The sequence below is a fragment of the Streptomyces sp. NPDC050508 genome (genome assembly GCF_040655155.1).
Classification (GTDB): Bacteria; Actinomycetota; Actinomycetes; order Streptomycetales; family Streptomycetaceae; genus Streptomyces.
In genome coordinates, this window is sequence record NZ_JBFAJJ010000001.1 from 442,351 (window position 1) to 463,715 (window position 21,365).

At 70.7% G+C, this 21,365-nt stretch carries 19 protein-coding genes; 14 read left to right on the plus strand and 5 right to left on the minus strand.

Annotation, left to right across the window (positions count from 1 at the left end; translation table 11 throughout):
* Window positions 1-31 precede the first annotated feature (31 nt).
* Both lysX and AB0I69_RS01980 read left to right on the plus strand, forming a co-directional pair.
* Window positions 32-3,304 carry a bifunctional lysylphosphatidylglycerol synthetase/lysine--tRNA ligase LysX gene (gene lysX, locus AB0I69_RS01975; protein WP_363093527.1) on the plus strand — a complete coding sequence of 1,091 codons (3,273 nt, stop codon included), beginning with the start codon at window positions 32-34 and terminating at the stop codon, window positions 3,302-3,304.
* 92 nt (window positions 3,305-3,396) lie between these two features.
* On the plus strand, window positions 3,397-4,239 hold the full coding sequence (locus AB0I69_RS01980) for a polysaccharide deacetylase family protein (protein ID WP_363093528.1): 843 nt from the start codon (window positions 3,397-3,399) through the stop codon (window positions 4,237-4,239).
* Window positions 4,240-4,273: 34 nt separating this feature from the next.
* Here AB0I69_RS01980 and AB0I69_RS01985 read toward each other — a convergent pair whose 3' ends face one another.
* On the minus strand, window positions 4,274-4,945 hold the full coding sequence (locus AB0I69_RS01985) for a class F sortase (RefSeq protein WP_363093529.1): 672 nt from the start codon (window positions 4,943-4,945) through the stop codon (window positions 4,274-4,276).
* A 332-nt stretch (window positions 4,946-5,277) separates the two neighbouring features.
* On the opposite strand from AB0I69_RS01985, the gene AB0I69_RS01990 reads away from it, so the two are divergent.
* A complete protein-coding gene (locus AB0I69_RS01990; protein ID WP_363093530.1) occupies window positions 5,278-5,784 on the plus strand; it encodes a hypothetical protein in 507 nt (168 codons plus the stop codon).
* A 94-nt stretch (window positions 5,785-5,878) separates the two neighbouring features.
* On the opposite strand, the gene AB0I69_RS01995 is transcribed toward AB0I69_RS01990, so the two are convergent.
* From AB0I69_RS01995 to AB0I69_RS02005, 3 genes are all read right to left on the minus strand, one after another.
* On the minus strand, window positions 5,879-6,427 hold the full coding sequence (locus AB0I69_RS01995; protein ID WP_363093531.1) for a hypothetical protein: 549 nt from the start codon (window positions 6,425-6,427) through the stop codon (window positions 5,879-5,881).
* A gap of 247 nt (window positions 6,428-6,674) precedes the next feature.
* Window positions 6,675-7,436, minus strand: a complete 762-nt coding sequence (locus AB0I69_RS02000) for a DUF4239 domain-containing protein (protein WP_363093532.1) — start codon at window positions 7,434-7,436, stop codon at window positions 6,675-6,677.
* 16 nt (window positions 7,437-7,452) lie between these two features.
* Entirely contained in the window at window positions 7,453-8,043 is a 591-nt protein-coding gene (locus AB0I69_RS02005; protein WP_363093533.1) for a hypothetical protein, read from the minus strand.
* A gap of 271 nt (window positions 8,044-8,314) precedes the next feature.
* Here AB0I69_RS02005 and AB0I69_RS02010 point away from each other — a divergent pair, with 271 nt between their 5' ends.
* From AB0I69_RS02010 to AB0I69_RS02030, 5 genes are all read left to right on the plus strand, one after another.
* A complete protein-coding gene (locus tag AB0I69_RS02010; protein ID WP_363093534.1) occupies window positions 8,315-9,274 on the plus strand; it encodes an SCO0930 family lipoprotein in 960 nt (319 codons plus the stop codon).
* 340 nt (window positions 9,275-9,614) lie between these two features.
* The gene (locus tag AB0I69_RS02015) at window positions 9,615-10,427 is read left to right on the plus strand and encodes an SAM-dependent methyltransferase (protein ID WP_363093535.1); all 813 of its coding nucleotides are present in this window, start codon (window positions 9,615-9,617) and stop codon (window positions 10,425-10,427) included.
* Window positions 10,424-12,568, plus strand: coding sequence for an EAL domain-containing protein (locus tag AB0I69_RS02020; RefSeq protein ID WP_363093536.1), 2,145 nt, complete (start codon window positions 10,424-10,426; stop codon window positions 12,566-12,568). Before AB0I69_RS02015 ends, AB0I69_RS02020 begins: the two co-directional genes overlap by 4 nt.
* Before the next feature lie 50 nt (window positions 12,569-12,618).
* On the plus strand, window positions 12,619-13,014 hold the full coding sequence (locus AB0I69_RS02025; protein ID WP_363093537.1) for a nuclear transport factor 2 family protein: 396 nt from the start codon (window positions 12,619-12,621) through the stop codon (window positions 13,012-13,014).
* Window positions 13,015-13,099: 85 nt separating this feature from the next.
* Entirely contained in the window at window positions 13,100-13,879 is a 780-nt protein-coding gene (locus tag AB0I69_RS02030) for an oxidoreductase (protein ID WP_363093538.1), read from the plus strand.
* Between the two features lie 88 nt (window positions 13,880-13,967).
* Here the strand turns inward: AB0I69_RS02030 and AB0I69_RS02035 are convergent, their stop codons facing one another.
* Complete coding sequence (locus tag AB0I69_RS02035) at window positions 13,968-14,849, minus strand: LysR substrate-binding domain-containing protein (protein ID WP_043672571.1); 882 nt, start codon at window positions 14,847-14,849, stop codon at window positions 13,968-13,970.
* 120 nt (window positions 14,850-14,969) lie between these two features.
* Between AB0I69_RS02035 and AB0I69_RS02040 the strand changes: the two genes are divergently transcribed.
* The 6 genes from AB0I69_RS02040 to AB0I69_RS02065 all read left to right on the plus strand — a co-directional run bounded on the left by AB0I69_RS02040 (window position 14,970) and on the right by AB0I69_RS02065 (window position 21,355).
* A complete protein-coding gene (locus AB0I69_RS02040; RefSeq protein ID WP_363094148.1) occupies window positions 14,970-15,641 on the plus strand; it encodes a succinate dehydrogenase in 672 nt (223 codons plus the stop codon).
* 1 nt (window position 15,642) lies between these two features.
* Entirely contained in the window at window positions 15,643-17,595 is a 1,953-nt protein-coding gene (locus AB0I69_RS02045; RefSeq protein WP_363093539.1) for a fumarate reductase/succinate dehydrogenase flavoprotein subunit, read from the plus strand.
* Window positions 17,592-18,341 carry a succinate dehydrogenase/fumarate reductase iron-sulfur subunit gene (locus AB0I69_RS02050; RefSeq protein ID WP_363093541.1) on the plus strand — a complete coding sequence of 250 codons (750 nt, stop codon included), beginning with the start codon at window positions 17,592-17,594 and terminating at the stop codon, window positions 18,339-18,341. Before AB0I69_RS02045 ends, AB0I69_RS02050 begins: the two co-directional genes overlap by 4 nt.
* A gap of 110 nt (window positions 18,342-18,451) precedes the next feature.
* The gene (locus AB0I69_RS02055; protein WP_363093542.1) at window positions 18,452-19,477 is read left to right on the plus strand and encodes a hypothetical protein; all 1,026 of its coding nucleotides are present in this window, start codon (window positions 18,452-18,454) and stop codon (window positions 19,475-19,477) included.
* Window positions 19,478-19,649: 172 nt separating this feature from the next.
* Window positions 19,650-20,423, plus strand: coding sequence for a GNAT family N-acyltransferase (locus AB0I69_RS02060; protein WP_363093543.1), 774 nt, complete (start codon window positions 19,650-19,652; stop codon window positions 20,421-20,423).
* Window positions 20,423-21,355 (plus strand): lysophospholipid acyltransferase family protein, encoded by a 933-nt coding sequence (locus AB0I69_RS02065; RefSeq protein ID WP_363093545.1) that lies wholly within the window; start codon window positions 20,423-20,425, stop codon window positions 21,353-21,355. Before AB0I69_RS02060 ends, AB0I69_RS02065 begins: the two co-directional genes overlap by 1 nt.
* The last annotated feature ends 10 nt before the right edge of the window (window positions 21,356-21,365 follow it).

The window sequence follows — 21,365 nt, forward strand, 5'->3', positions numbered from 1 at the left end:
CGCGGCCCGCCCTGTTCCTACAGTCGGAACCATGACTGCCACCGTGGAGGGCACCAGGGCCAAGAACACCACGGCCCCGATACGACCGCCCGGCAACGGCTTCCTCAGCAGGGTGCCCGAGGGTTTCGCGACCTTCTTCGGCGCCCTCGGCCTGCTCTGCGTCCTGCTGGCCTTCATCGCCCCACTGCGCCGCGTGCTGCGCCCGGTGGTCCGCTTCCTCGACCTGCTGATCGTCCCCGTCAGCGCCAACCTCGCCTACGCCGTCTTCCTGTTCCTGCTGGCCGCCGCGACCGGCGCCCGCAAGAAGATCGCCTGGTGGCTGGTCGTCGTCTACCTCGGCCTGCTGGTCCTCACCGACGCCCTCGGCGTGGCCCTGGGCCTCTACGCCGATTCCCTCCCGTCCCTCATCGTGTGCGCCCTGCTGCTGGTCCTGCTGATCGTGGCCCGCAGACAGTTCTACGCCGCCTCGCGCCGCGCGGCCGTCCGACGGGCCCTCGCCGTCCTCCTCGTCGGCCTCGCCGTGGCGATCCTCGCCGGCTGGGGACTGGTCGCCCTGTTCCCCGGCACCCTCCCCACGAGCCAGCACCTGGGCTGGGCCGCCGACCGGGTCTGCGGCGGCCTGGTCTCCGGCCGCTCCTTCGACGGCCGTACGCCCCGAGCCGTGTCCTTCCTCCTCGGCCTGTTCGGCGCGCTCGCCCTCCTCAACGCGGCCACCGTCCTCTTCCGCTCCCAACGCCTCGAAGCCGCCCTGCACGGCGACGAGGAGGCCCGCATCCGCGCCCTCCTGAAGGCATACGGCGGCCAGGACTCCCTCGGCTACTTCGCCACCCGGCGCGACAAGGCCGTCGTCTTCTCGCCGACCGGAAAGGCCGCCGTCACCTACCGCGTCGAGGCCGGTGTCTGTCTCGCCAGCGGCGACCCGGTCGGCGACCGCGAGGCCTGGCCGCACGCCATCGCCGCCTGGCTCGACCTCGCCCGCCGCCACGCCTGGGCCCCTGCCGTGATGGGCGCCTCCGAGGACGGCGCACGAGCCTTCGCCCGCGCGGGACTCGGCGCCCTCCAACTCGGCGACGAGGCCATCCTGCACGTCGCCGACTTCGACCTCGCCGGCCGCGACATGCGCGTCACCCGCCAGGCCGTGAGCCGAGTCCGCCGCGCCGGTGCCACCTGCCGCATCCGCCGCCACGCCACCCTCACCGACACGGAGATGGAGGAGGTCGTCGACCGCGCCGACGCCTGGCGCGACACCGAGACCGAACGCGGCTTCTCCATGGCCCTGGACCGCCTCGGCGACCCGTCCGACGGCGACTGCCTCCTCGTGGAAGCACTCGGCGAGGACGGCAAGTTGCTGGCCCTGCTCTCCCTCGTCCCCTGGGGCACCGACGGCGTCTCCCTCGACCTGATGCGCCGCGACCGCACCGCCCCCAACGGCGTCATGGAGTTCATGGTCGCCGAACTCTGCGCCGCCGCCCCGAAGTTGGGCGTCCACCGCATCTCCCTCAACTTCGCCGTGTTCCGCTCGGCCTTCGAGGAGGGCGCCCGCATCGGCGCGGGCCCGGTGCTCCGCCTGTGGCGCCGCCTCCTGCTGTTCTTCTCCAAGTGGTGGCAGCTGGAGGCCCTTTACCGCTCCAACGCCAAGTACCACCCCGAGTGGTACCCCCGCTTCATCTGCTACGGCGAGACCGCCTCCCTGGCCCGCATCAGCCTCGCCTCCGGCATCGCCGAGGGCTTCGTCTCCGTACCGTCGCTGCGCCAACTCTGGGGAAAGGGGCACCAGAAGAGCGGACCGCGACCCGCGACCACCGCGGGCCTGCCGCCCCTGTCGGTGCTCGGCCTCGACAGCGAGGACGAGGCCGACGGCCCGGAGAGCGGCCTGCCCGAACAGGTCCGCGTCCGCCACCGCAAGCTCGACCGCCTCCGCGCCGCCGGCACCGACCCCTACCCGGTCGGCGTCCCGCAGCGCACCCACACCCTCGCCGAGGTCCGCGCGGGAGACCAAGTCACCGTCGCCGGGCGGGTGATGCTCGTGCGCGACCTCGGCGGCATCGTCTTCCTCACCCTCCGCGACTGGTCCGGCGACCACCAACTCGCCCTCACCCGCGCCGAGTCGGGCCCCGACCTCGACCGCTTCGTCACCGACACCGACATCGGCGACCACATCACCGCCACCGGCCGCGTCGGCACCAGCGACAAGGGCGAGCCGACCGTCTTCGTCACCTCTTGGCAGCTCACCGGCAAGTGCCTGCGCCCCCTGCCCGACAAACACCGCGGCCTCACCGACCCCGAGGCCAAGGTCCGCATGCGCTACCTCGACCTCGTCGCCAGCCCCGCCGCCCGTGACGTGATCCGCGCCCGCTCCACCGCCGTACAGGCCCTGCGCCAGGGCCTGTTGGAGCGCGGCTACCTGGAGGTCGAGACCCCGATGCTCCAGCAGATCCACGGCGGCGCCAACGCCCGCCCCTTCACCACCCACATCAACGCCTACGACCTCGACCTCTACCTGCGCATCGCCCCCGAGCTGTACCTGAAACGGCTCTGCGTCGGCGGCATGGAGAAGGTCTTCGAGATGGGCCGCACCTTCCGCAACGAGGGCGTCTCCTACAAGCACAACCCCGAGTTCACGATGCTGGAGGCCTACCAGGCGTACGCCGACTACGACGTCATGCTCGACCTCGTCCGCGAACTCATCCAGGGTGCGGCCACAGCGGCCTTCGGTTCGCCCGTCGCGCGCAAGGACGGCGAGGAGTACGACATCTCCGGGGCCTGGCCCGTCAAGACCGTCCACGGCGCGATCTCCGAGGCGCTGGGCGAGGAGATCGACGCCGACACCGAACTGGCCCGCCTGCACCGGCTCTGCGACCGCGCGGGCGTGCCGTACGGCGCCGACGACGGCCGCGGGGACGTCGTACTGGAGATGTACGAACGGCTCGTGGAGGAGCCGACCCGGCTGCCCACCTTCTACAAGGACTTCCCGACCGACGTCTCCCCGCTCACCCGGCAGCACCGCACCGACCCGCGCCTCGCCGAACGGTGGGACCTGGTCGCGTTCGGCACCGAACTCGGTACCGCCTACTCCGAGCTGACCGACCCCGTCGAACAGCGCCGCCGCCTCACCGCACAGTCGCTGCTCGCCGCCGGGGGAGACCCCGAGGCGATGGAGTTGGACGAGGACTTCCTCGACGCGCTCGAATACGCGATGCCGCCCACCGGAGGACTCGGCATCGGCGTCGACCGACTCGTCATGTTCCTCACCGGTCTGACGATCCGTGAGACGCTGCCGTTCCCCCTCGTCCGGCGCCGCTGACGGCACGAACACTGGGCCGGGCGGGTGTTTTCCTGCCGCCGCTCCGGTGTTGCCGTGGGGCGTCGGGGCTCGCGCGGGCGACTGATGAGTGCATGAAGAAGGATCAGTTGCTCACGCGCCGACGGGCTTTGCTCGCCGGCGCCGCTGCCGTGGGGGCGGCCGGCACCGCCGGTCTGCTGTACTCCGGACTCTCGGACGACGCCCCCGCCCGGGTCACCGCCCCCGCCGCAGGGCCCCCACCGCTCCTCGCGCGCAAGCCCTCCTCCTACCGCCTCCAGCCCGTGGCCGGATACGGCGCACCCCACGTTGCCCCCGCCCACGTCCCGGTGCGGCACGAACCCTTCCTGCGCATGTCCGGACGCGGCAACACCATGGTGCTCACCTTCGACGACGGACCCGACCCCCGCTACACCCCGCACATCCTCGACACCCTGGCCGAGTACGACGTCCGCGCCACGTTCTTCGTGTGCGGCGAGATGGCCGACTGGAACCGCGACCTGCTCGCCCGCATGTCCGACGAGGGCCACATCGTCGGCAACCACACCTGGTCGCACCCCCTGCTGACCAAGCTGACCCGCGGTCAGATCCGCTCCGAGATGGAACGCACCAGCGATGTCATCGAGGACGCCTACGGCGAACGCCCCCAGTGGTTCCGCGCACCCTACGGCGCCTGGAACCGCGCCACCTTCCAACTCGGCTCCGAGATGGGTATGGAACCCCTCGCCTGGACCGTCGACACCCTCGACTGGGACACCCCAGGCGTCCGCCACATCGTCAACGCGGTCGAGGACGGCGCCGCCCCCGGCGTCGTGGTGCTCTCGCACGACGCCGGGGGCGACCGTTCCCAGAGTGTGAAGGCGCTGCGCGAATACCTGCCGCACCTGCTCGACTCCGGCTACCACATGACGCTGCCGCGCCGCCGCACCACCACCTGACGGACTTTCGCCCGCCCGCCCGGCCGGGGAACGCTCAGCGGACCTCGACCAGGCGGGCGAAGACGACGACGTTCCCGTCGTAGCCGTTCTGCTTGGAGAAACCGCCGCCGCAGGTGATGACGCGCAGTTCCGGAGTTCCCTTGGAGGCGTAGACGCGGTCGCCGGGGAAGTCCTTCTTCTCGAAGACCTCGATGCCGTAGATCTCGAATACGGCCGTCTTTCCGTCCTTGCGCTCGACCTCGACGCGATTCCCCTTCTTGAGGGCCCCGAGTCCGTAGAACACGGCGGGGCCCATTTTGTTGTCGACGTGGCCGACGACGACCGCCGTGCCCTTTTCGCCGGGGGAGACGGCGCCGGTGAACCAGCCCGCCAGATTCGGGTCCTCCGGCGGCGGCGCACCCACCCAGCCGTCCGCGTCCAGACCCACCGGCATGATCGGTGCGTCGACCCGGATCGCGGGAATCCGCACCCGGTCGGCGACGGAGTACGGCAGTGGGGCCGGGACCTTGCCGAACGTGGTGTGGCCGGTCCGGGCGTCCGCGGCCGCGGCGGACGCCGGCTGGGGCGGCCCCACGTCGAACTCTCCCGAACCATTCCGAATGAGCGCGAGACCGGTCAGCAGAACAAGCGCTATCACTCCCCACGGGGCGCGCTTCTTCTGCCGCTCCTCCTCTTCGGCAAGCTCGGACAGCTCCGACGCTGACATTCGCCATCCCCTCTCGACGCGGCCGTCGCCACGTCAATCGCGCATACGAGAACGCTAAGTCCCGAAGCCGGAACCGGCGACGGGGAGAGTGCGAACGGGTGGCCCGGTCATCCTTATGTGCGCCATACGAGTTGACGCCCGCAGGAATTTTCTGACGGTCCGTGACCTGCGGCAATATCCGATTGTGCGCTTTCCCTTCGGCGTGTCCTCTCACCAGGACGGACCATTCTCGAAATGCGGGCGCGTGCAAGGCATCTGAGGGTGCGTCTGGGAGGCGTTTTCTCGCCGATCGACCGGGGACGGGTCCCGGGGCGCCTTCCGCGGAGGATGACATGCGTACTACTCGTGCCCTGGCTGCCGCCGGTGCCGCGGTGGCCGTCCTGGGGCTCGCCGCCCCGGCGGCCGTCGCGGACGGCATGGGCGCCAGCCCCAGCAACATCGTCGCCCTGCCCAGCGTGATCGCCCGCGGCGGACAGCTCACCGTCACGGTCGACGGCTGCTTCAGCGGCGGCAACGCCATGGCGACCTCACCGGGGTTCGAACGCCCCGCCAACCTGTCCCTGCTCGGCGGTTCCGGTACGACGTCCAGCGGAACGGCCAGAATCAGCAGGTCGGCGACCCCCGGCTCGTACAGCATCACGGTCCGCTGCTCCAACGGCTCCTCGCTGACCCGTGACGACGCCTACACCGTCATCGGCGGTGTCCGCGGCGGGCTCGGCGGCAGCAGCAGCGCCGGGGCGACCCCGACCGACATGGCGATCGGCGGCGGCCTGGTCGCCGCGGCCGTCGTGGGCGGCGGGGTGTTCTGGATGCGCCGCCGCACCGAGCGCGGGATCTGACCTCCTCCCCTTCGGAGTTCAGGCGCACGTGACAGGCCTTCGCCCCGGACCCTTGCGGGTTCCGGGGCGAAGGCCTGTGCGGGTGGTGCCGTGGTCAGGCGCCGTCCTCTCCGGTACGGCGGCGGGAGAAGTGGTACGCCGCCCCCACCGAGCCGGCGATGAGGGCCGCGCCGATGCCGAGCTCCTTGAGGTCGAAGCCGGCGATGCTGCCGCCCTCACCGGCCCGGACACCCCGGGGCATCTGCTGGGCCGGCTGGAGCGGCTGGATGTTGTTGTTCGTGCGGCCGGAGGCGATGGTCAGACCCGTGGAGCCGCTCACGCCGTCACACGTGAACGTCACCTGGTACACCGCGCCCGGCCTGGCATCCCAGTCGACCATCGCCGTCGCCGACGACTGACCCGGCGAGATCCGCACCGTGTCGAAGACCCCGGAGGAGACCGTGGCGGAGCCCTTGCAGCCGCCCTGGTCCCGGTCGAGCTGCAGGGTCACCTGACCGCCCGCCGCGATCGTCGAGGGCAGGACGCTGAAGCCGAACGGCGTGATGTTGTGGTTGCCGTCGCCCTTCGCGACGGCCGCCGGCGCGGAGAGGGCGAGGGCGCTGATGCCCAGCAGTGCGGCCGAAGCGACGCGTATCGCGCGCATGGTGGTTCCTCCGGGTCCCCGAGGAGCAGCAGCGGACCTTTTCCGCTTGCGCCGTAAATGCACCTCGATGACCGAAACGCTAGGAACATGTGTGCGCTCCCGCGATCCCAGTCGCGCGAATGGGGCAACCGTGTGGGCCGCACAGGGGACGCCGTTCCTGCGACCGGGGGACGCCCGCGGCGTGGCGGACGTCCCCCGTCGGCCGCTCCGGTGAGGGGCCGTCAACCCGCGACGCGCGGGAAGAGGTTCACTTGAGGTGCGGGAAGAGATTCAGGAACGGCTGCGCCGACGCCGTGATGCCACGGCTGTAGGGCGCGTCGAAGTCCCAGATCAGGAACAGCAGGAAGGCGATCAGCGCCGAGAACGTCCCGGCGAGGATCAGCTCCCGCGTCGTACGCCGGATCTGCAGCGCGAAGACCATGCCGATCGTGATCACGCCCCCGGCGAGCAGTCCGAACCACACCACCGACGGCATGGTCGCCCCGGTGGAGTTCGCGCGGGCGCTGCGCGCCTGGTCCAGGGCGCCCACCTGGTCGACCAGCGGCTGGTAGGCCTGCGCCTGGAAGTCCGTCCTGGGCTGGTAGCCCGTGACGTCGGCACGGATGCGCTCCAGGAGGTCGGTGCCGCGCTGGGTGAGCTTCTCGTGGTCGGCCATCGTCTTCCACTCGACGTCGACGACCTGTGAGACGTAGGCGTCGACGTCGGCACGGACGCGGTCACGTTCGTCCGCCGGGTAGGCCCGCACCCGCTCCGAGATCTCGTGCAGCGCCTGCGCCTCCGCCTGGACGTGGTCCTGGGCGGCGCTGCGGGCCTCCCAGACACCGGCGATCGCCAGGCCCAGGACGATGGCGTACACCACGCCGATCCACATCGTCATGTACTCGATGACGTCCGGGGTGTCGCCGGGGTCCTCGTTCTCGGACGCGGTGCGTTCGCGTACGAAGGTGATGATGACGACCACGGCACAGGCCGCCGCCATCGCGATGGCGAGAACAAGCCATTCCGACAAGAGGTTCCTCCGGGGATCAACGCGGACGCAGCGCGGCGATGGCGACCACCGCGGGCAGGGTGATGAGCAGGACGTAGACGACCGGCGGCGTCCGGCCGGTGGCGGGCCGCGGGCGTGGCTGGGCGTGGTACTTCGGATAACTGACCGGGGACGCCGAGGGATGCGGGGTGGGCCTGGGCGACGGCTTCGGGGTCGGTGTGGGCGTGGGCGTCGGGGTCGGCCGGGGCAGCGGAACGGCCTGAGCGGGGCGTGGCGCCGGAGCGGGCGGCGGAGGTACGGCTCTCGGTGTGGGCCGCGGCTTCGGCGTCGGCTTCGGTGTCGGGGTGGGCTTCGGCGGGGGAGGCGGAGTCGGCTTGGGCGGTGGTGGGGTGGGGGTCGGTGAGGGGCAGGGCGGCGGTGGGGTCGGCTTCGGGCAGGCCGGGGGAGTCGGCCAGGAGTCGCCGCCGGCCACCGCCACCGCCTCCGTGCCGTCCGGGCCCGTCGAGGCGTACGCGCAGGCGTCGGCCGCTGCCACGCCCGCCGGTGCGCCCCCCAGCAGCCATGTCAGCGTCACCAGCGTCAACACCCTTGCGGCGAGGGCGGTTCGGGTCGGTTCGGGTCCATGCACGACGGAGATCATGAGGCCTGGCGGGGCGGCGCGTGCCGGGGCGCGAGGGGATTGCCCCGAAGGAGTGGACGGCGCAGTGCGACGGTTTGACGATCCGACCGTCATGCATGGCCGAATGCGCACGCGCATGCGAGTCGGGGGTGCCGTGGCACAGGGGTCGGAAAGAAATTTGTGCGGCGGTTGAACACTTCCGTGGTCCCCACCCGTAACTAGGACCGTGCGGCGGCACAGACGGGCGCTGCAACATCCAGGTGATTATGGGGAGTTGACGATGAAGACCTCCTGGCGGAGCGCCTCACTCGCGGCGACGGCCGTGTCCGTCATGGCGTTGACGGCGGCGTGCGGTTCGGACAATGTGACCACGCCTTCCTCTGCGGCACAGAACGTCGGTGCCACGGCTGCGGCCGGAGGTTACGGAAGCGTCGGTGCGACGGCGAGCGCCAGCACCGGTGCGGGCAACGGCTATGGCGCCGACGGCCAGCAGGCTGCGGCCGCCGAGCCCGCGGGTGAGCTGACCGTTGCCAACAACCCCGATCTCGGCAAGGTGTTGAGCGACGGTGCGGGTCTCACCCTCTACCGTTTCGACGCCGACACGGCCAATCCGCCCAAGTCGAACTGCGACGGCGACTGCGCCACCGCCTGGCCGCCGGTTCCCGCCAACGACGCCACGGCCGGTGCCGGTATCGACAAGTCCCTGCTCGGCGAGGTGACCCGCACGGACGGCACCAAGCAGCTGACCGTCGGCGGCTGGCCCGCCTACCGCTACGCCAAGGACGTCAACGCCGGTGACGTCAACGGCCAGGGCGTGGGCGGCAAGTGGTACGCGCTCGCCCCCGACGGCAAGAAGGCGACCCTAGCCTCGCTGCCCGGCCTGTCCGTCCGCAAGGACGCCAAGCTCGGCGACATCGTCGTCGACAAGAACGGCCACACGGTCTACCGCTTCCTCAAGGACAAGGCATGGCCGAAGTCGGTCTCGAACTGCCTCGGTGCCTGCGCGGAGAAGTGGCCGGCCGTCGGCATCGTCTCGGCGAACGACACCAAGGGTGTGCAGAAGAAGGGCCTCATGGGCTTCACCCGGCCCGACGGCGTCAAGCAGATGACCGTCAACTGCTGGCCCATCTACACCTTCTCCGGTGACACCGCCGCCGGACAGACCAACGGTCAGGGAGTGGGCGGCACTTGGTACGCCGTCTCCCCTGAAGGGAAGCCGGTCGGCGCGCCCGCGGCGTAGCGAGAACCTCCCCAGGGTTGATCGCCCCCGCCCACTCGGCACCGAAACGCGGAAGGGAGGGACGCGGGCAAGCGACCACAATGCCGAACAACACAGCAGCGCGCGCGACCCCAGGTCCGCCCCCTCCGAACCGCACGGAGGGGGCGGGCCGCTTTGGCGTATTCCTTGCGTCAATTCCGGCATTCGCCGCGCTTCTCCGCGTGTCTCCGCACGTCAATTGGGCACGTGCCGCTGGCAGTGACCGGGAACGGATGGTCAATTTCCGTTTCCGCTCGCTCCTTTGGCGGGCGATCAGTAGCCTCAGCTCGAACACCGGATCGCCTACGCCTTGGAGAGATACATGGAGCGTCCCGCCTGGGCACCACGAAGCATCGACATCTCGGTGCCGAGCGTTTCGCGTATCTACGACTACTACCTGGGCGGTTCGCACAACTTCGAGGTCGACCGGGAGGCGGCCCGCAAGGCCATGGAGTTCCTCCCGGGACTTCCCAAGATCATGCAGGCGAACCGGGCGTTCATGCGTCGCGCCGTGCGTTTCGCGGCTGCCGAGGGCATCACCCAGTTCCTCGACATCGGCTCCGGAATTCCCACCTTCGGAAACGTCCACGAGGTGGCCCAGGAAGCCAGCCCCGGCGCCCATGTCATGTACGTCGACCACGACCCGGTGGCGGTCGCCCACAGCCAGGCGGTCCTCGCGGGCAACGCGACCGCGGACGTCATCGCGGCCGACCTCCGCAAGCCCCAGGAGATCCTGGCGAGCGCCGAGGTTCAGCGGCTGATCGACGTGAATCGGCCAGTGGCCCTCCTTCTCGTTGCCATACTGCACTTCGTGGAAGACGCGGACGACCCGTACGGAGCGGTGGCACAGCTGCGCGAGGCACTCGCGCCCGGCAGCCTGCTGATCCTCACCCATGCCTCGTACGAGGGAATCCCGCTGCCACCGGAGCGGGCGGAGGGCGCGGTGGACGTGTACAAGGACATTCGCAATCCGCTGATCATGCGCTCGCGCGACGAGATCGCGCGGTTCTTCGAGGGGTACGACATGGTGGAACCCGGACTGGTGCCGATGCCGGACTGGCGGCCGGACACCGCACCGGAGGACGAGGATCCGTTCTCCTTCTCCGGTTTCGCCGGCGTAGGACGCGCGGCGTGAGCGCGGAGCCGGACGGGCCGGAGGACAGACTGCGCAGGTTCGCGACCATCTGGAGCCGGGCGGTGTTCCCGGCGACCCAGACGTCGCTGACCCGGCCGGAGTTCGAGGAGCTGCTGCTGCCGCTGGCACGGCGGTTGAGCGAGGCGCTGCGGGCCAGGACCTTCGAGGCCGAGGAGGGCAAGGCGGCCGGCGCCGCCCTCGTCGCCGCACACTGCACCGACCCCGACGCGCTCAGCCGCACCCTGGAGTGCGTCGACGCCTACCTGGTGCTCTACTGCGGCGGCGACGGCTCCCAGGAGGACCTGCGGATCCGCTCGGCCCGCCTCCAGCACGCCATGGCCGCCGGCTTCGCCCAGGAGTTGCGCGAACGCACCCTCGCCGAGCAGGAGGCCATCTCGGTGGCCGCCCTCCAGGCCCAGGGCGTGGTCGCCCAGGCCCTGCACGCGACCGAGGCCCGCTTCCGCGCGGTCTTCGAGGGCGCGGCCATAGGAATCGGCATGGCCGACCTCGAAGGCAACATCCTCCAGGTCAACGGCGCGCTGTTGCGCATGTTCGGGATCTCCGACCAGACCATGGGCGGCCGTAACGTCCGCGAGTGGACCCACCCCGACGACGCCCCGCAGACGTGGACGCTCTACGACGAACTCGTCCGCGGCGAGCGCGAGCACTACCACGTCGAGAAGGCGTTCTACCGACCTGACGGAACGGTCCTGTGGACCAACCTCACGGTCTCCCTGCTGCGCGACGCCGACGGCAACCCGCAGTACCAGCTCGCCCTCATGGAGGACACCACCGAGCGACGGCTGCTGAACCTGCGGCTGCGCTACGAGGCGACGCACGACGCCCTCACCGGCCTCCCCAACCGCACCCTGTTCTTCGAACGCCTGGAGAAGGCGCTCGGCGCGGGCAACAACCAGCGGTTCGGGCTGTGTTACCTCGACCTCGACGGCTTCAAGACCATCAACGACAGCCTCGGCCACGCGGCCGGCGACCGGCTGCTCGTCGAGGTCGCCGACCGGCTGCAGTCCTGTGCGACCGCGCCCGGCGAGATGGTCGCGCGGCTCGGCGGCGACGAGTTCGTGGCGCTGACCACAGGACCCGACACCGAGCGCGAGGTCGACGAACTCGCCGGCCGCATCATGAACGCGCTGATCACCCCCGTCAGCATCGACGGCCGCGACCTCACCGTGCGCGGCAGCATCGGCATCGTGGAAGGCCCGGCGGGCGAGCGCGGCCCCGCGGAGGTGCTGCGCAGCGCCGACATCACGATGTACCGGGCCAAGTCGGCGGGCGGCAACCGCTTCGAACTCGCCGACCCGGAGGCCGACGCCCGCGCCATCACCCGGCACGGTCTGACGACGGCACTCCCGGCCGCCCTGGACCGCAACGAGTTCTTCATCGAGTACCAGCCGCTGGTCCACCTCGGCGACGGCAGCGTCCGCGGCGCCGAGGCCCTCGTCCGCTGGCTGCACCCGCAGCACGGCGTGCTGGGCCCCGACCGGTTCATCCCGCTCGCCGAACACACCGGCCTGATCGTGCCGTTGGGCCGCTGGGTCCTGGAACAGTCCGTACGGCAGGCCAAGCAGTGGCAGGAACGACACGGCGGCAACGACGCCACCGGCCCGCTGCGCATCAACGTCAACCTCTCGCCCTGCCAGCTCAGCCATCCCGGCCTGGTGCAGGACACCGTCGACATCCTGGATCGCGCGGGTGTCGCGCCGGACGCGCTCTGCCTTGAGGTCACCGAGTCCGCGCTCATCGGCGCCGACGACGACCTGCTCAAGCCGCTGCGCCGACTGGCCGAGATGGGCGTCGACATCGCCCTCGACGACTTCGGCACCGGCTACTCCAACCTCGCCAACCTCCGCCGCCTGCCCGTGAGCATCCTCAAACTGGACCGCTCCTTCACCCAGGGCATGCAGCAGTTCCCGGCCGACCCCGTCGACCTCAAGATCGTCGAGGGCATCGTCTCCCTCGCCCACAGCCTGAACCTCGCGGTGACGGTCGAGGGCGTCGAGACGGGCGCGCAGGCCGAACAGCTCCGCATACTGGGCTGCGACACGGCCCAGGGCTGGTACTACGCCCGCCCGGGCCCGCCGGAGCGGCTGCACGACCTGGCACTGGTGGACGCGACGGGGTGACGCCGTAACTCGGTTGCGGGAGATTCGGGTTCGAGGGTGATCATGTGCGGGTGAGTCAAGAAGCACATGCATCGGACGACGTGAACAAGGCGATCGAAGGCGAACTCGCCCTCATGGACCCGGCCGTCCGCTCCTCCCGCAGCGAGGCCGTCCGCCTGCTGGACCCCGAGTTCGTCGAGGTCGGCGCGTCGGGCAGGCGCTACACGTACGAGCACATGCTGGCCTGGCTGCCCGAGCACGCGGGCAGTCAGGCGGACGGTCCCCGTTACGTCCCGTCGGCCATCACGGGCATCGTCCTGGCCCCCGGCCTGGTGCAGCTCAGATTCGAGACGGACTTCGACGGCCGCCGCGTCCGCCGCACCTCCCTGTGGCGCAAGCGCGACGAGGAGACGGGCTGGCGGATGTACTACCACCAGGGGACTCCGGTGCCGCCGGGCATCGACTAGGACCTGTGCACGACTCGTCGGCGGGAGAGGATGCTCCCCGTGGCGGACGAACAGTCACCGTCTCTCGCCGAAGGAGTGGGGCTCGATGAGTACCGAACTGCAGGGCAGGACCGCCGTAGTGACGGGCGCCAGCAAGGGCATCGGGCTGGCCGTCGTGGAGGCGCTGGCCCGGGCGGGGGCCACCGTCGTCGCCGGGTCGCGCACCACCACCGAGGGGCTGGACGCGCTGGTCAAGGAGTTCCCGGTCACCTGGGTGGCCGTGGACCTCGCGGAGCCCGGCGCGGCCGAGCGGCTGATCGAGGCGGCCGACGGGCGTGTCGACATCCTGGTGAACAACGTCGGCACGGCACCGCCCCGCACCGGCGGCTTCCTGTCCGTGACCGACGAGGACTGGCGGCGCACCCTCGACCTGAACCTCCTCACGGCCGTACGTGTCACCCGCGCCGCCCTGCCGCTGATGCTGGCCGCAGGGCAGGGCTCCGTGGTCACGATCGGCTCGGTCAACGCCACCCTGCCCGACCCGCTGGTCATCGACTACAGCGCGGGCAAGGCCGCCCTGGTCGCCTTCTCCAAGGCACTGTCCAAGGAGGTCGGCCCGAAGGGCATCCGCGTCAACACCGTCAGCCCCGGCCCGGTCGAGACGGAGCTGTGGCTCGGCGGCGGCGGAGTGGCCGAGACCGTGTCGGCCGCCACTGGCCTCACCCCGGCCGAGGTCGCGGCCCAGGCCGCCGGCGCCACCGTCACGGGCCGCTTCTCCAAGCCCGCCGAGATCGCCGACGTGGTCCTGTTCCTCGCCGGCGACCGTGCGGCCAACCTGACCGGCAGTGATGTGGTGATCGACGGCGGGTTCATTCCGACCTGGTGAGGCACGGGTGGGGCGATGATCTGGTGAGGTCCTGATGGGCCGGCGTTCCGGCGCCAGCCGCAGCAGCGACCCGGTGAGACCCCGCCGCTCACCGCTCCAACAACATCCGCTGCAACTCCCTGGCCGCCCGCGGCGGAGCCACATCGCTGCGGTGGGCCAGGGCGATCGTCCGGTGCAGCCCGGGCCGCGCCAGCGGGGTCACCCGCAGCCCCCGCCCGGACTTCGTGGCGACCATGCGCGGGACTACGGCCACGCCGAGCCCCGCCCGCACGAAGCCGAGGACCGCGTCCATCTCGCCGCCCTCCACCGCGAAGTCGGGCTCGAAGCCCTCGGCGCGGCAGGCGGCGACGGTCAGTTCGCGGAGGTCGTAGCCGTGCCGGAACATCACCAGGCGCTCGCCCTCCAGGTCGGAGATCCGTACAGTCCGTCCGCGGCCCGGCGCCGGCGCCTCCGGTGAGGACACGACCACCAGGTCCTCCCGCAGCAGCTCCACCGTCGTCAACGCCGGTGACGGCGTGGGCAGCGGCAGCACCACCAGCGCCAAGTCGAGGGCGCCGCGCGCGAGTTCCCGTACGAGATCGTGCGAACCGCCCTCCTCGATCAGCAGCCGGATGCCCGGATAGCGGTCGTGGAAGGCGCGCAGCACGTCCGGCAGCAGGCCCGTGCACAGGCTCGGGGTGGCACCCAGCCTGATCCGGCCGCTGCGCAGCTGGACCAGTTCGAGGACCTCGTGCCGGGCCGTGTCCGCATCCGCCAGGATGCGCCGGGCCAGCGGCAGCAGCGCCTCGCCCGCGTCCGTGAGCGTGATGTTGCCGCGGGCCCGCAGGAACAGATCCGCGCCCAGCTCCCGCTCCAGCGCCTTGATCTGCTGGGACAGCGAGGGCTGCGCGACATGGACCAGATCGGCGGCCCGGGTGAAGTGCCGGGTCTCGGCGACGGCCACGAAGTACTGGAGCTGCTGGAACTGCATGCAGCCACGATAGCCGCAGCCTATGGAATCCAGGCGGATCATGTCTTGGACCGATCGACCGTCCGGCACCTAACGTCCGTAGACATGGCTCTGGCAACGCGGACGGACCGACGACCGTCCATGGCACGCACCGTGTGGGACAGCTCCGTCGGCAAGAAGACAGTGATGGCGGTCAGCGGCCTGATCATGCTGCTGTACCTGGTCGTCCACATGATCGGGAACCTGAAGATCTTCTTCGGCGCGGGCGAGTTCAACCACTACGCCCACTGGCTGCGCACCGTCGGCGAACCCTTCATGCACTACGAGTGGACGCTCTGGCTCATCCGGATCGTCCTCGTCGTCGCCGTGATCGCCCACGCCGTCTCCGCGTACCAGCTCAGCCGCCGCGACATCAAGGCGCGCCCCAGCAAGTACGTGCACAAGAAACCCCGGGCGAGCTACGCCACCCGCACCATGCGCTGGGGCGGGATCATCCTCGGCCTGTTCATCGTCTGGCACATCCTCGACCTGACGACCGGCACCGTGCACTCCGGCGGTTTCCAGGAGGGCCACCCGTACCAGAACGTCGTGGACACCTTCTCCACCTGGTACGGCGACACCATCTACATCGTCGCGATGCTCGCCCTCGGCCTGCACGTCCGGCACGGCTTCTGGAGCGCCGCGCAGACCCTCGGCGCGGGCAGCCACAGTCGCGACCGCGCCCTGAAGACCGTCGCCAATGTCCTCGCGCTGCTGCTCACGGCAGGCTTCATCGCCGTGCCCGTGGGCGTCATGACCGGAGTGGTGAGCTGAAATGACCCTTGAATACGCGGACTTCACGACCGGGCAACCCGTCACCGACACCAAGTCCCCGACCGGCCCGATCAACGAGCGCTGGGACACCCGCCGTTTCGAGGCCAAGCTCGTCAACCCCGCCAACCGCCGCAAACACACGGTGATCGTCGTCGGTACCGGGCTGGCCGGCGGCTCCGCAGGCGCCACCCTCGCCGAACAGGGCTACCACGTCGTCCAGTTCTGCTTCCAGGACTCCCCGCGCCGCGCCCACTCGATCGCCGCCCAGGGCGGCATCAACGCGGCGAAGAACTACCGCAACGACGGCGACTCCGTCCACCGCCTCTTCTACGACACCGTCAAGGGCGGCGACTTCAGGGCGCGGGAGTCCAACGTCCACCGCCTCGCGCAGATCTCCGTCGAGATCATCGACCAGTGCGTCGCGCAGGGCGTGCCGTTCGCGCGGGAGTACGGCGGCCTGCTCGACACCCGCTCGTTCGGGGGAGTTCAGGTCTCCCGCACCTTCTACGCCCGGGGCCAGACCGGGCAGCAACTCCTGCTCGGCGCCTACCAGGCGCTGTCCCGGCAGATCGCCGCCGGGAACATCGAGATGCACCCGCGGACAGAGATGCTCGACCTGATCGTCGTGGACGGGAAAGCGCGCGGGATCGTGGCGCGCGATCTCATCACCGGCCGTATCGACACGTACTTCGCGGACGCCGTCGTCCTCGCCAGCGGCGGCTACGGCAACGTCTTCTACCTGTCGACGAACGCCATGAACTCCAACGCCACCGCCGTGTGGCGGGCGCACCGGCGCGGCGCGCTCTTCGCCAACCCCTGCTTCACGCAGATCCACCCCACCTGCATCCCGCGCACCGGCGACCACCAGTCCAAACTCACCCTGATGAGCGAGTCGTTGCGCAACGACGGCCGGATCTGGGTGCCGAAGGCCCAAGGCGACACGCGTCCGCCGAACCGGATCCCCGAGGGCGAGCGCGACTACTACCTGGAGCGCATCTACCCGGCCTTCGGCAACCTCGTGCCCCGCGACATCGCCTCCCGCGCCGCGAAGAACGTGTGCGACGAGGGGCGGGGGGTCGGCCCCGGCGGGCAGGGCGTCTACCTCGACTTCGCCGACGCCATCGGGCGGTTGGGCAGGAAGGCCGTCGAGGAGAAGTACGGCAACCTCTTCGACATGTACGCCCGGATCACCGCCGAGGACCCGTACACGGTCCCGATGCGGATCTATCCGGCCGTGCACTACACGATGGGCGGCCTCTGGGTCGACTACGACCTCCAGACCACGGTCCCGGGCCTGTTCGCGATCGGCGAGGCCAACTTCTCCGACCACGGTGCCAACCGCCTCGGCGCCTCCGCGCTGATGCAGGGCCTCGCCGACGGCTACTTCGTGCTCCCGGCGACGATCAACGACTACCTCGCCCGGCACCCCGGCCACGAAGAGATCGGCGTCCAACACCCCGCCGTACAGGAGGTGTTGGCGGAGACCGAGGACCGTCTCAACCTCCTCCTCTCCGTGGACGGCGACCGCACCCCCGACTCCTTCCACCGCGAACTCGGCGAACTCATGTGGGAGTTCTGCGGCATGGCCCGCACCGACAGCGGACTGCGCAAGGCGCTGGAGCGTATCCCGCAGATCCGCGAAGAGTTCTGGAGGCGGATCAAAGTCCCGGGCACCGGCGAGGAGTTCAACCAGTCGCTGGAGAAGGCGAACCGGATCGTCGACTACTTGGAACTCGCCGAGCTGATGTGCCTCGACGCGCTCAACCGCGCCGAGTCCTGCGGCGGCCACTTCCGCGAGGAGTCGCAGACCCCGGACGGCGAAGCGGAGCGCAGGGACGGGGAGTTCAGTTACGCGGCCGCCTGGGAGTTCACCGGTACCGGCTCATCTCCCGTACTGCACAAGGAAGACCTGGTCTTCGAGTACGTCCACCCCACTCAGCGGAGCTACGCATGAAGCTCACCCTGCGCGTCTGGCGGCAACGCAACGCAGACGCCGAAGGCGCCATGTCCACCTACCAAGTGGACGGAATCTCCACCGACATGTCCTTCCTGGAGATGCTCGACACCCTCAACGAGGAACTCATCCTCAAGGGCGAGGACCCGGTCGCCTTCGACCACGACTGCCGCGAGGGCATCTGCGGCGCGTGCAGCCTGGTCATCAACGGAGACGCGCACGGCCCGGAGCGCACCACCACCTGCCAACTCCACATGCGGTCCTTCGAAGACGGCGACACGATCGACATCGAGCCGTGGCGTGCCTCGGCCTTCCCGGTCGTCAAGGATCTCGTGGTCGACCGCTCGGCATTCGACCGCATCATCCAGGCCGGCGGCTACATCACCGCCCCGACCGGTGCCGCACCCGAGGCCCACGCCACCGCCGTACCCAAACCGGACGCCGACTTCGCCTTCGAGCACGCCGAGTGCATCGGCTGCGGGGCGTGCGTGGCCGCGTGTCCGAACGGGGCGGCGATGCTGTTCACCTCCGCAAAGGTCAACCACCTCAACGTCCTCCCACAGGGCGCACCCGAGCGCGAGACGCGGGTGCTGGACATGGTGACGCAGATGGACGACGAGGGCTTCGGCGGCTGCACGCTGGCCGGTGAGTGCGCCACCGCCTGCCCGAAGGGCATCCCGCTGGTCTCCATCACCGCCATGAACAAGGAGTGGCTGCGAGCGACCCGCAAGGTCGCCAAGCGCTGAACTCGCTTACAGCACAAGAACGTTCGCCGACAAGATGCGGACGGGCGGGACCGGGAGTGGTGCTCATCCCCGGTCCCGCCAAGCACCGTGCCCCTCAGTAGGCTGCCCACATGATCTTTACAGGCAAAGGGAGGGAGCGGTTTCTCGACGCCGTGGCGGGCTTCGAGACCGCTGTGCGCGAGAGGGACGGCGAGCGGGCCCAGCGCCTGCTCCAGGCCATGTACGGCCGGTTCGACCGGGCCGAGGAGCACGAACTCGTAGCGGCCGGGCCGCGTCTCGCGGCGCTGCTGCCGGACATGCCCGAGGGGCCGCGCGCTCTGACGGCGGTGGCGGTCGGCGCCTGTGTCGAGCGGGGTGCGGACCCGACGCTGTGCGATCTGTACGTCTTCCAAGGGCTTGCCGGGGCCCTTGCCTCCGCCGGGGAGTTCTGCGAGCGATGGGAGGCGACCGGGGGAGGGGACCTGCCCGATCCGGACGCGGGCGACCCGGAACCCGCCGTGCTCGAACGGGCCGGACAGGACGCCGTCCTGGGCTGGTGGCTGCTGCCCCGCTGGGAGATGGCCTCCGTCGCGATGCTGAATCGCCCCGCGGTCCGCACCGCACTCGAACCCGCCCTGCGCACCGGCCTCCTGGACGCGGTGCGTGTCGTACAGGAGGCCTCCGGCCACGACTTCAAGTGCCTGCACTACTCCCTTCTCGTTCTCGACGACGAACCCCTCCTCGCCCTGCACCGCCCCACTGGCACCGGCTACCTGCTCCGGATGACCGGCATCGGGGACACCTTCCAACTGCACACCCTCCTCGCGGACGTCCTGATCGGCGGGGGACACGTGTCCGGGCGGGCCCCCTCCCCGCAGGAGGCGGCCGTCTGCCGGAATGCCCCGGGACAGGTGCCGACCACCGGGACCTTCAACCTCGTGACCCCGGGCGGCGAATGGGTGTGGAACGAGGGAACTCCCACCGACATCCCGGTCGTTGACGGCGTACGGGTGCTGGTCCTCGACCCGCCGCCGTACGAGCGGGGCTGGCCCGCGGGCCGGTTCTTCCCCGGCATGGCCGGTGACCTGGTGTTGGAGCGGGTGCTGGGCGCCGACGAGACCCGGCAGTGGCTCGGCCGCTGCGCCCCGCCGAAGTGAACGGCGCACGCTGAGGGCGCGGGTGTGGGGACGTCGTTCAACAAGCTCACATCCCGGCTCCGGGCACAGGTCACGCGCAGGACGCCCGGCGTAGGAAGAACTGTTGCGACCGGACATACGGAACCGGCCAGCTTGTTCCTCCGCCGAACCCGGCCCGTGATCAGGGAGAGCCATGACCGGCGTTTCCACCCTCGACCGTCCCGCGCAGCCCGCCGCGCCGACCCGCTACACCGTCACGCTCGCCCGCGACGAGGACGATGTACGTGCCGCGCAGCGGCTGCGGCACGACGTCTTCGCCGGGGAGATGGGCGCCCACCTCTCCAGCCCACAGCCCGGCCTGGACGTGGACGCCTTCGACGCCTACTGCGACCACCTCCTCGTCCGCGACACGGTCACCGGGCAGGTCGTCGGCACCTACCGGCTGCTGCCGCCCGAGCGGGCCGCGGTCGCCGGACGGCTCTACTCGGAGAGCGAGTTCGACCTCGCCCCCCTCGACTCGATCCGCCCGGGCCTCGTCGAGGTCGGCCGCTCCTGCGTCCACCCCGACCACCGCGACGGCGCCGTCATCGGCCTCATCTGGGCCGGCATAGCCCGCTACATGATCGACCGCGGCCACGAATGGCTCGCCGGCTGCTGCTCCATCCCGCTCGCCGACGGCGGCGCCCTCGCCGCCGGCACCTGGGACCGGGTCAGCGCCAAGCACCTCGCGCCGGAGGAGTTCCGGGTACGACCCCTGCTGCCCTGGAGCGCCGACGGCGTGACCCGCCCCGCCGGACGCGTCGAACTCCCGCCGCTGCTGCGCGGATACGTCCGCCTCGGCGCCTGGGTGTGCGGCGAGCCCGCCCACGACCCGGACTTCGGGGTCGCCGACCTGTACGTGCTGCTGTCGATGCGCCGGGTCAACCCGCGCTATCTGCGGCACTTCCTCTCACTCGTCCCGGCCTGATGAGCGTCTGGCTGCCCAGCGCGCCCTGCACCCCCAGGTCGTGCATCGACTCGAAGGGGTCCGTCACGGCCGTACCGCGCGCCGTGCTGCGCTTCGTGACCGTCCTGGTCGTGGTGGCCGCCGGGGCCGCGCTCACCCCCGTCGGCGCGCGGATCCCCGCCCGCGCGGTGCGCTGGTGGTGCCGGACGATCGTCAGGTCCGCCGGCATCCGGCTCCGCATCACCGGCACCACCACGCCCACCGGCGGACTGCTGCTGGTCGCCAACCACATCTCGTGGCTGGACATCCCGCTGCTGGCCGCCGTACGCCCCGCCCGGATGCTGGCCAAGGCCGAGATCCGGCACTGGCCCGTGGCCGGCACGCTCACCGCCGGCAGCGGAGCGCTCTTCATCGACCGCGACCGACTGCGCGCCCTCCCCGAGACGGTCGCCTCCATCGCGGGTGCCCTGCGCGCGGGCGGAGCGGTCGCCGTCTTCCCCGAGGGCAGCACCTGGTGCGGCCGGGCCCAGGGTCACTTCCGGCGGGCCGTCTTCCAGGCCGCACTGGACGCCGGAGTCCCCGTCCAGCCGGTCGGCCTGCACTACCTGACCGACGGCACCGCCAGCACCGCCCCCGCCTTCGTCGGCAGCGACTCCCTGCTCACCTCGGTGTGGCGGGTCGTGTCGACGCGCGGGCTCGTCGCCGAGGTCGAGGTGGGGGAGGCGATAGCGCCCGGCAGTCACCCCGACCGCCGCTCCCTCGCCCACGCGGCGCAGGCCGGGGTGACGGCTCAGCCCCAGCACCGGGACCACTGCACCTCGGTGGCACCGTCCCCGGTGAAAATCCGTAGGACGGCACGCAGGCGTCCTGTTAGCGTGGCTTCCATGAGGATCATCAGGCACACCGGCACCGCGACCGCGCGAGCGACCAGCTCGCCGGCTGCCGACGCCTGACCTCACTCAC

Excerpts from the sequence above, each read along its gene's own strand:
- lysX (WP_363093527.1), top strand. The coding sequence starts at position 32 with ATGACTGCCACCGTGGAGGGCACCAGGGCCAAGAACACCACGGCCCCG.
- AB0I69_RS01980 (WP_363093528.1), top strand. The coding sequence starts at position 3,397 with ATGAAGAAGGATCAGTTGCTCACGCGCCGACGGGCTTTGCTCGCCGGC.
- AB0I69_RS01985 (WP_363093529.1), bottom strand. The coding sequence starts at position 4,945 with ATGTCAGCGTCGGAGCTGTCCGAGCTTGCCGAAGAGGAGGAGCGGCAG.
- AB0I69_RS01990 (WP_363093530.1), top strand. The coding sequence starts at position 5,278 with ATGCGTACTACTCGTGCCCTGGCTGCCGCCGGTGCCGCGGTGGCCGTC.
- AB0I69_RS01995 (WP_363093531.1), bottom strand. The coding sequence starts at position 6,427 with ATGCGCGCGATACGCGTCGCTTCGGCCGCACTGCTGGGCATCAGCGCC.
- AB0I69_RS02010 (WP_363093534.1), top strand. The coding sequence starts at position 8,315 with ATGAAGACCTCCTGGCGGAGCGCCTCACTCGCGGCGACGGCCGTGTCC.
- AB0I69_RS02015 (WP_363093535.1), top strand. The coding sequence starts at position 9,615 with ATGGAGCGTCCCGCCTGGGCACCACGAAGCATCGACATCTCGGTGCCG.
- AB0I69_RS02030 (WP_363093538.1), top strand. The coding sequence starts at position 13,100 with ATGAGTACCGAACTGCAGGGCAGGACCGCCGTAGTGACGGGCGCCAGC.
- AB0I69_RS02035 (WP_043672571.1), bottom strand. The coding sequence starts at position 14,849 with ATGCAGTTCCAGCAGCTCCAGTACTTCGTGGCCGTCGCCGAGACCCGG.
- AB0I69_RS02040 (WP_363094148.1), top strand. The coding sequence starts at position 14,970 with ATGGCACGCACCGTGTGGGACAGCTCCGTCGGCAAGAAGACAGTGATG.
- AB0I69_RS02045 (WP_363093539.1), top strand. The coding sequence starts at position 15,643 with ATGACCCTTGAATACGCGGACTTCACGACCGGGCAACCCGTCACCGAC.
- AB0I69_RS02050 (WP_363093541.1), top strand. The coding sequence starts at position 17,592 with ATGAAGCTCACCCTGCGCGTCTGGCGGCAACGCAACGCAGACGCCGAA.
- AB0I69_RS02055 (WP_363093542.1), top strand. The coding sequence starts at position 18,452 with ATGATCTTTACAGGCAAAGGGAGGGAGCGGTTTCTCGACGCCGTGGCG.
- AB0I69_RS02060 (WP_363093543.1), top strand. The coding sequence starts at position 19,650 with ATGACCGGCGTTTCCACCCTCGACCGTCCCGCGCAGCCCGCCGCGCCG.
- AB0I69_RS02065 (WP_363093545.1), top strand. The coding sequence starts at position 20,423 with ATGAGCGTCTGGCTGCCCAGCGCGCCCTGCACCCCCAGGTCGTGCATC.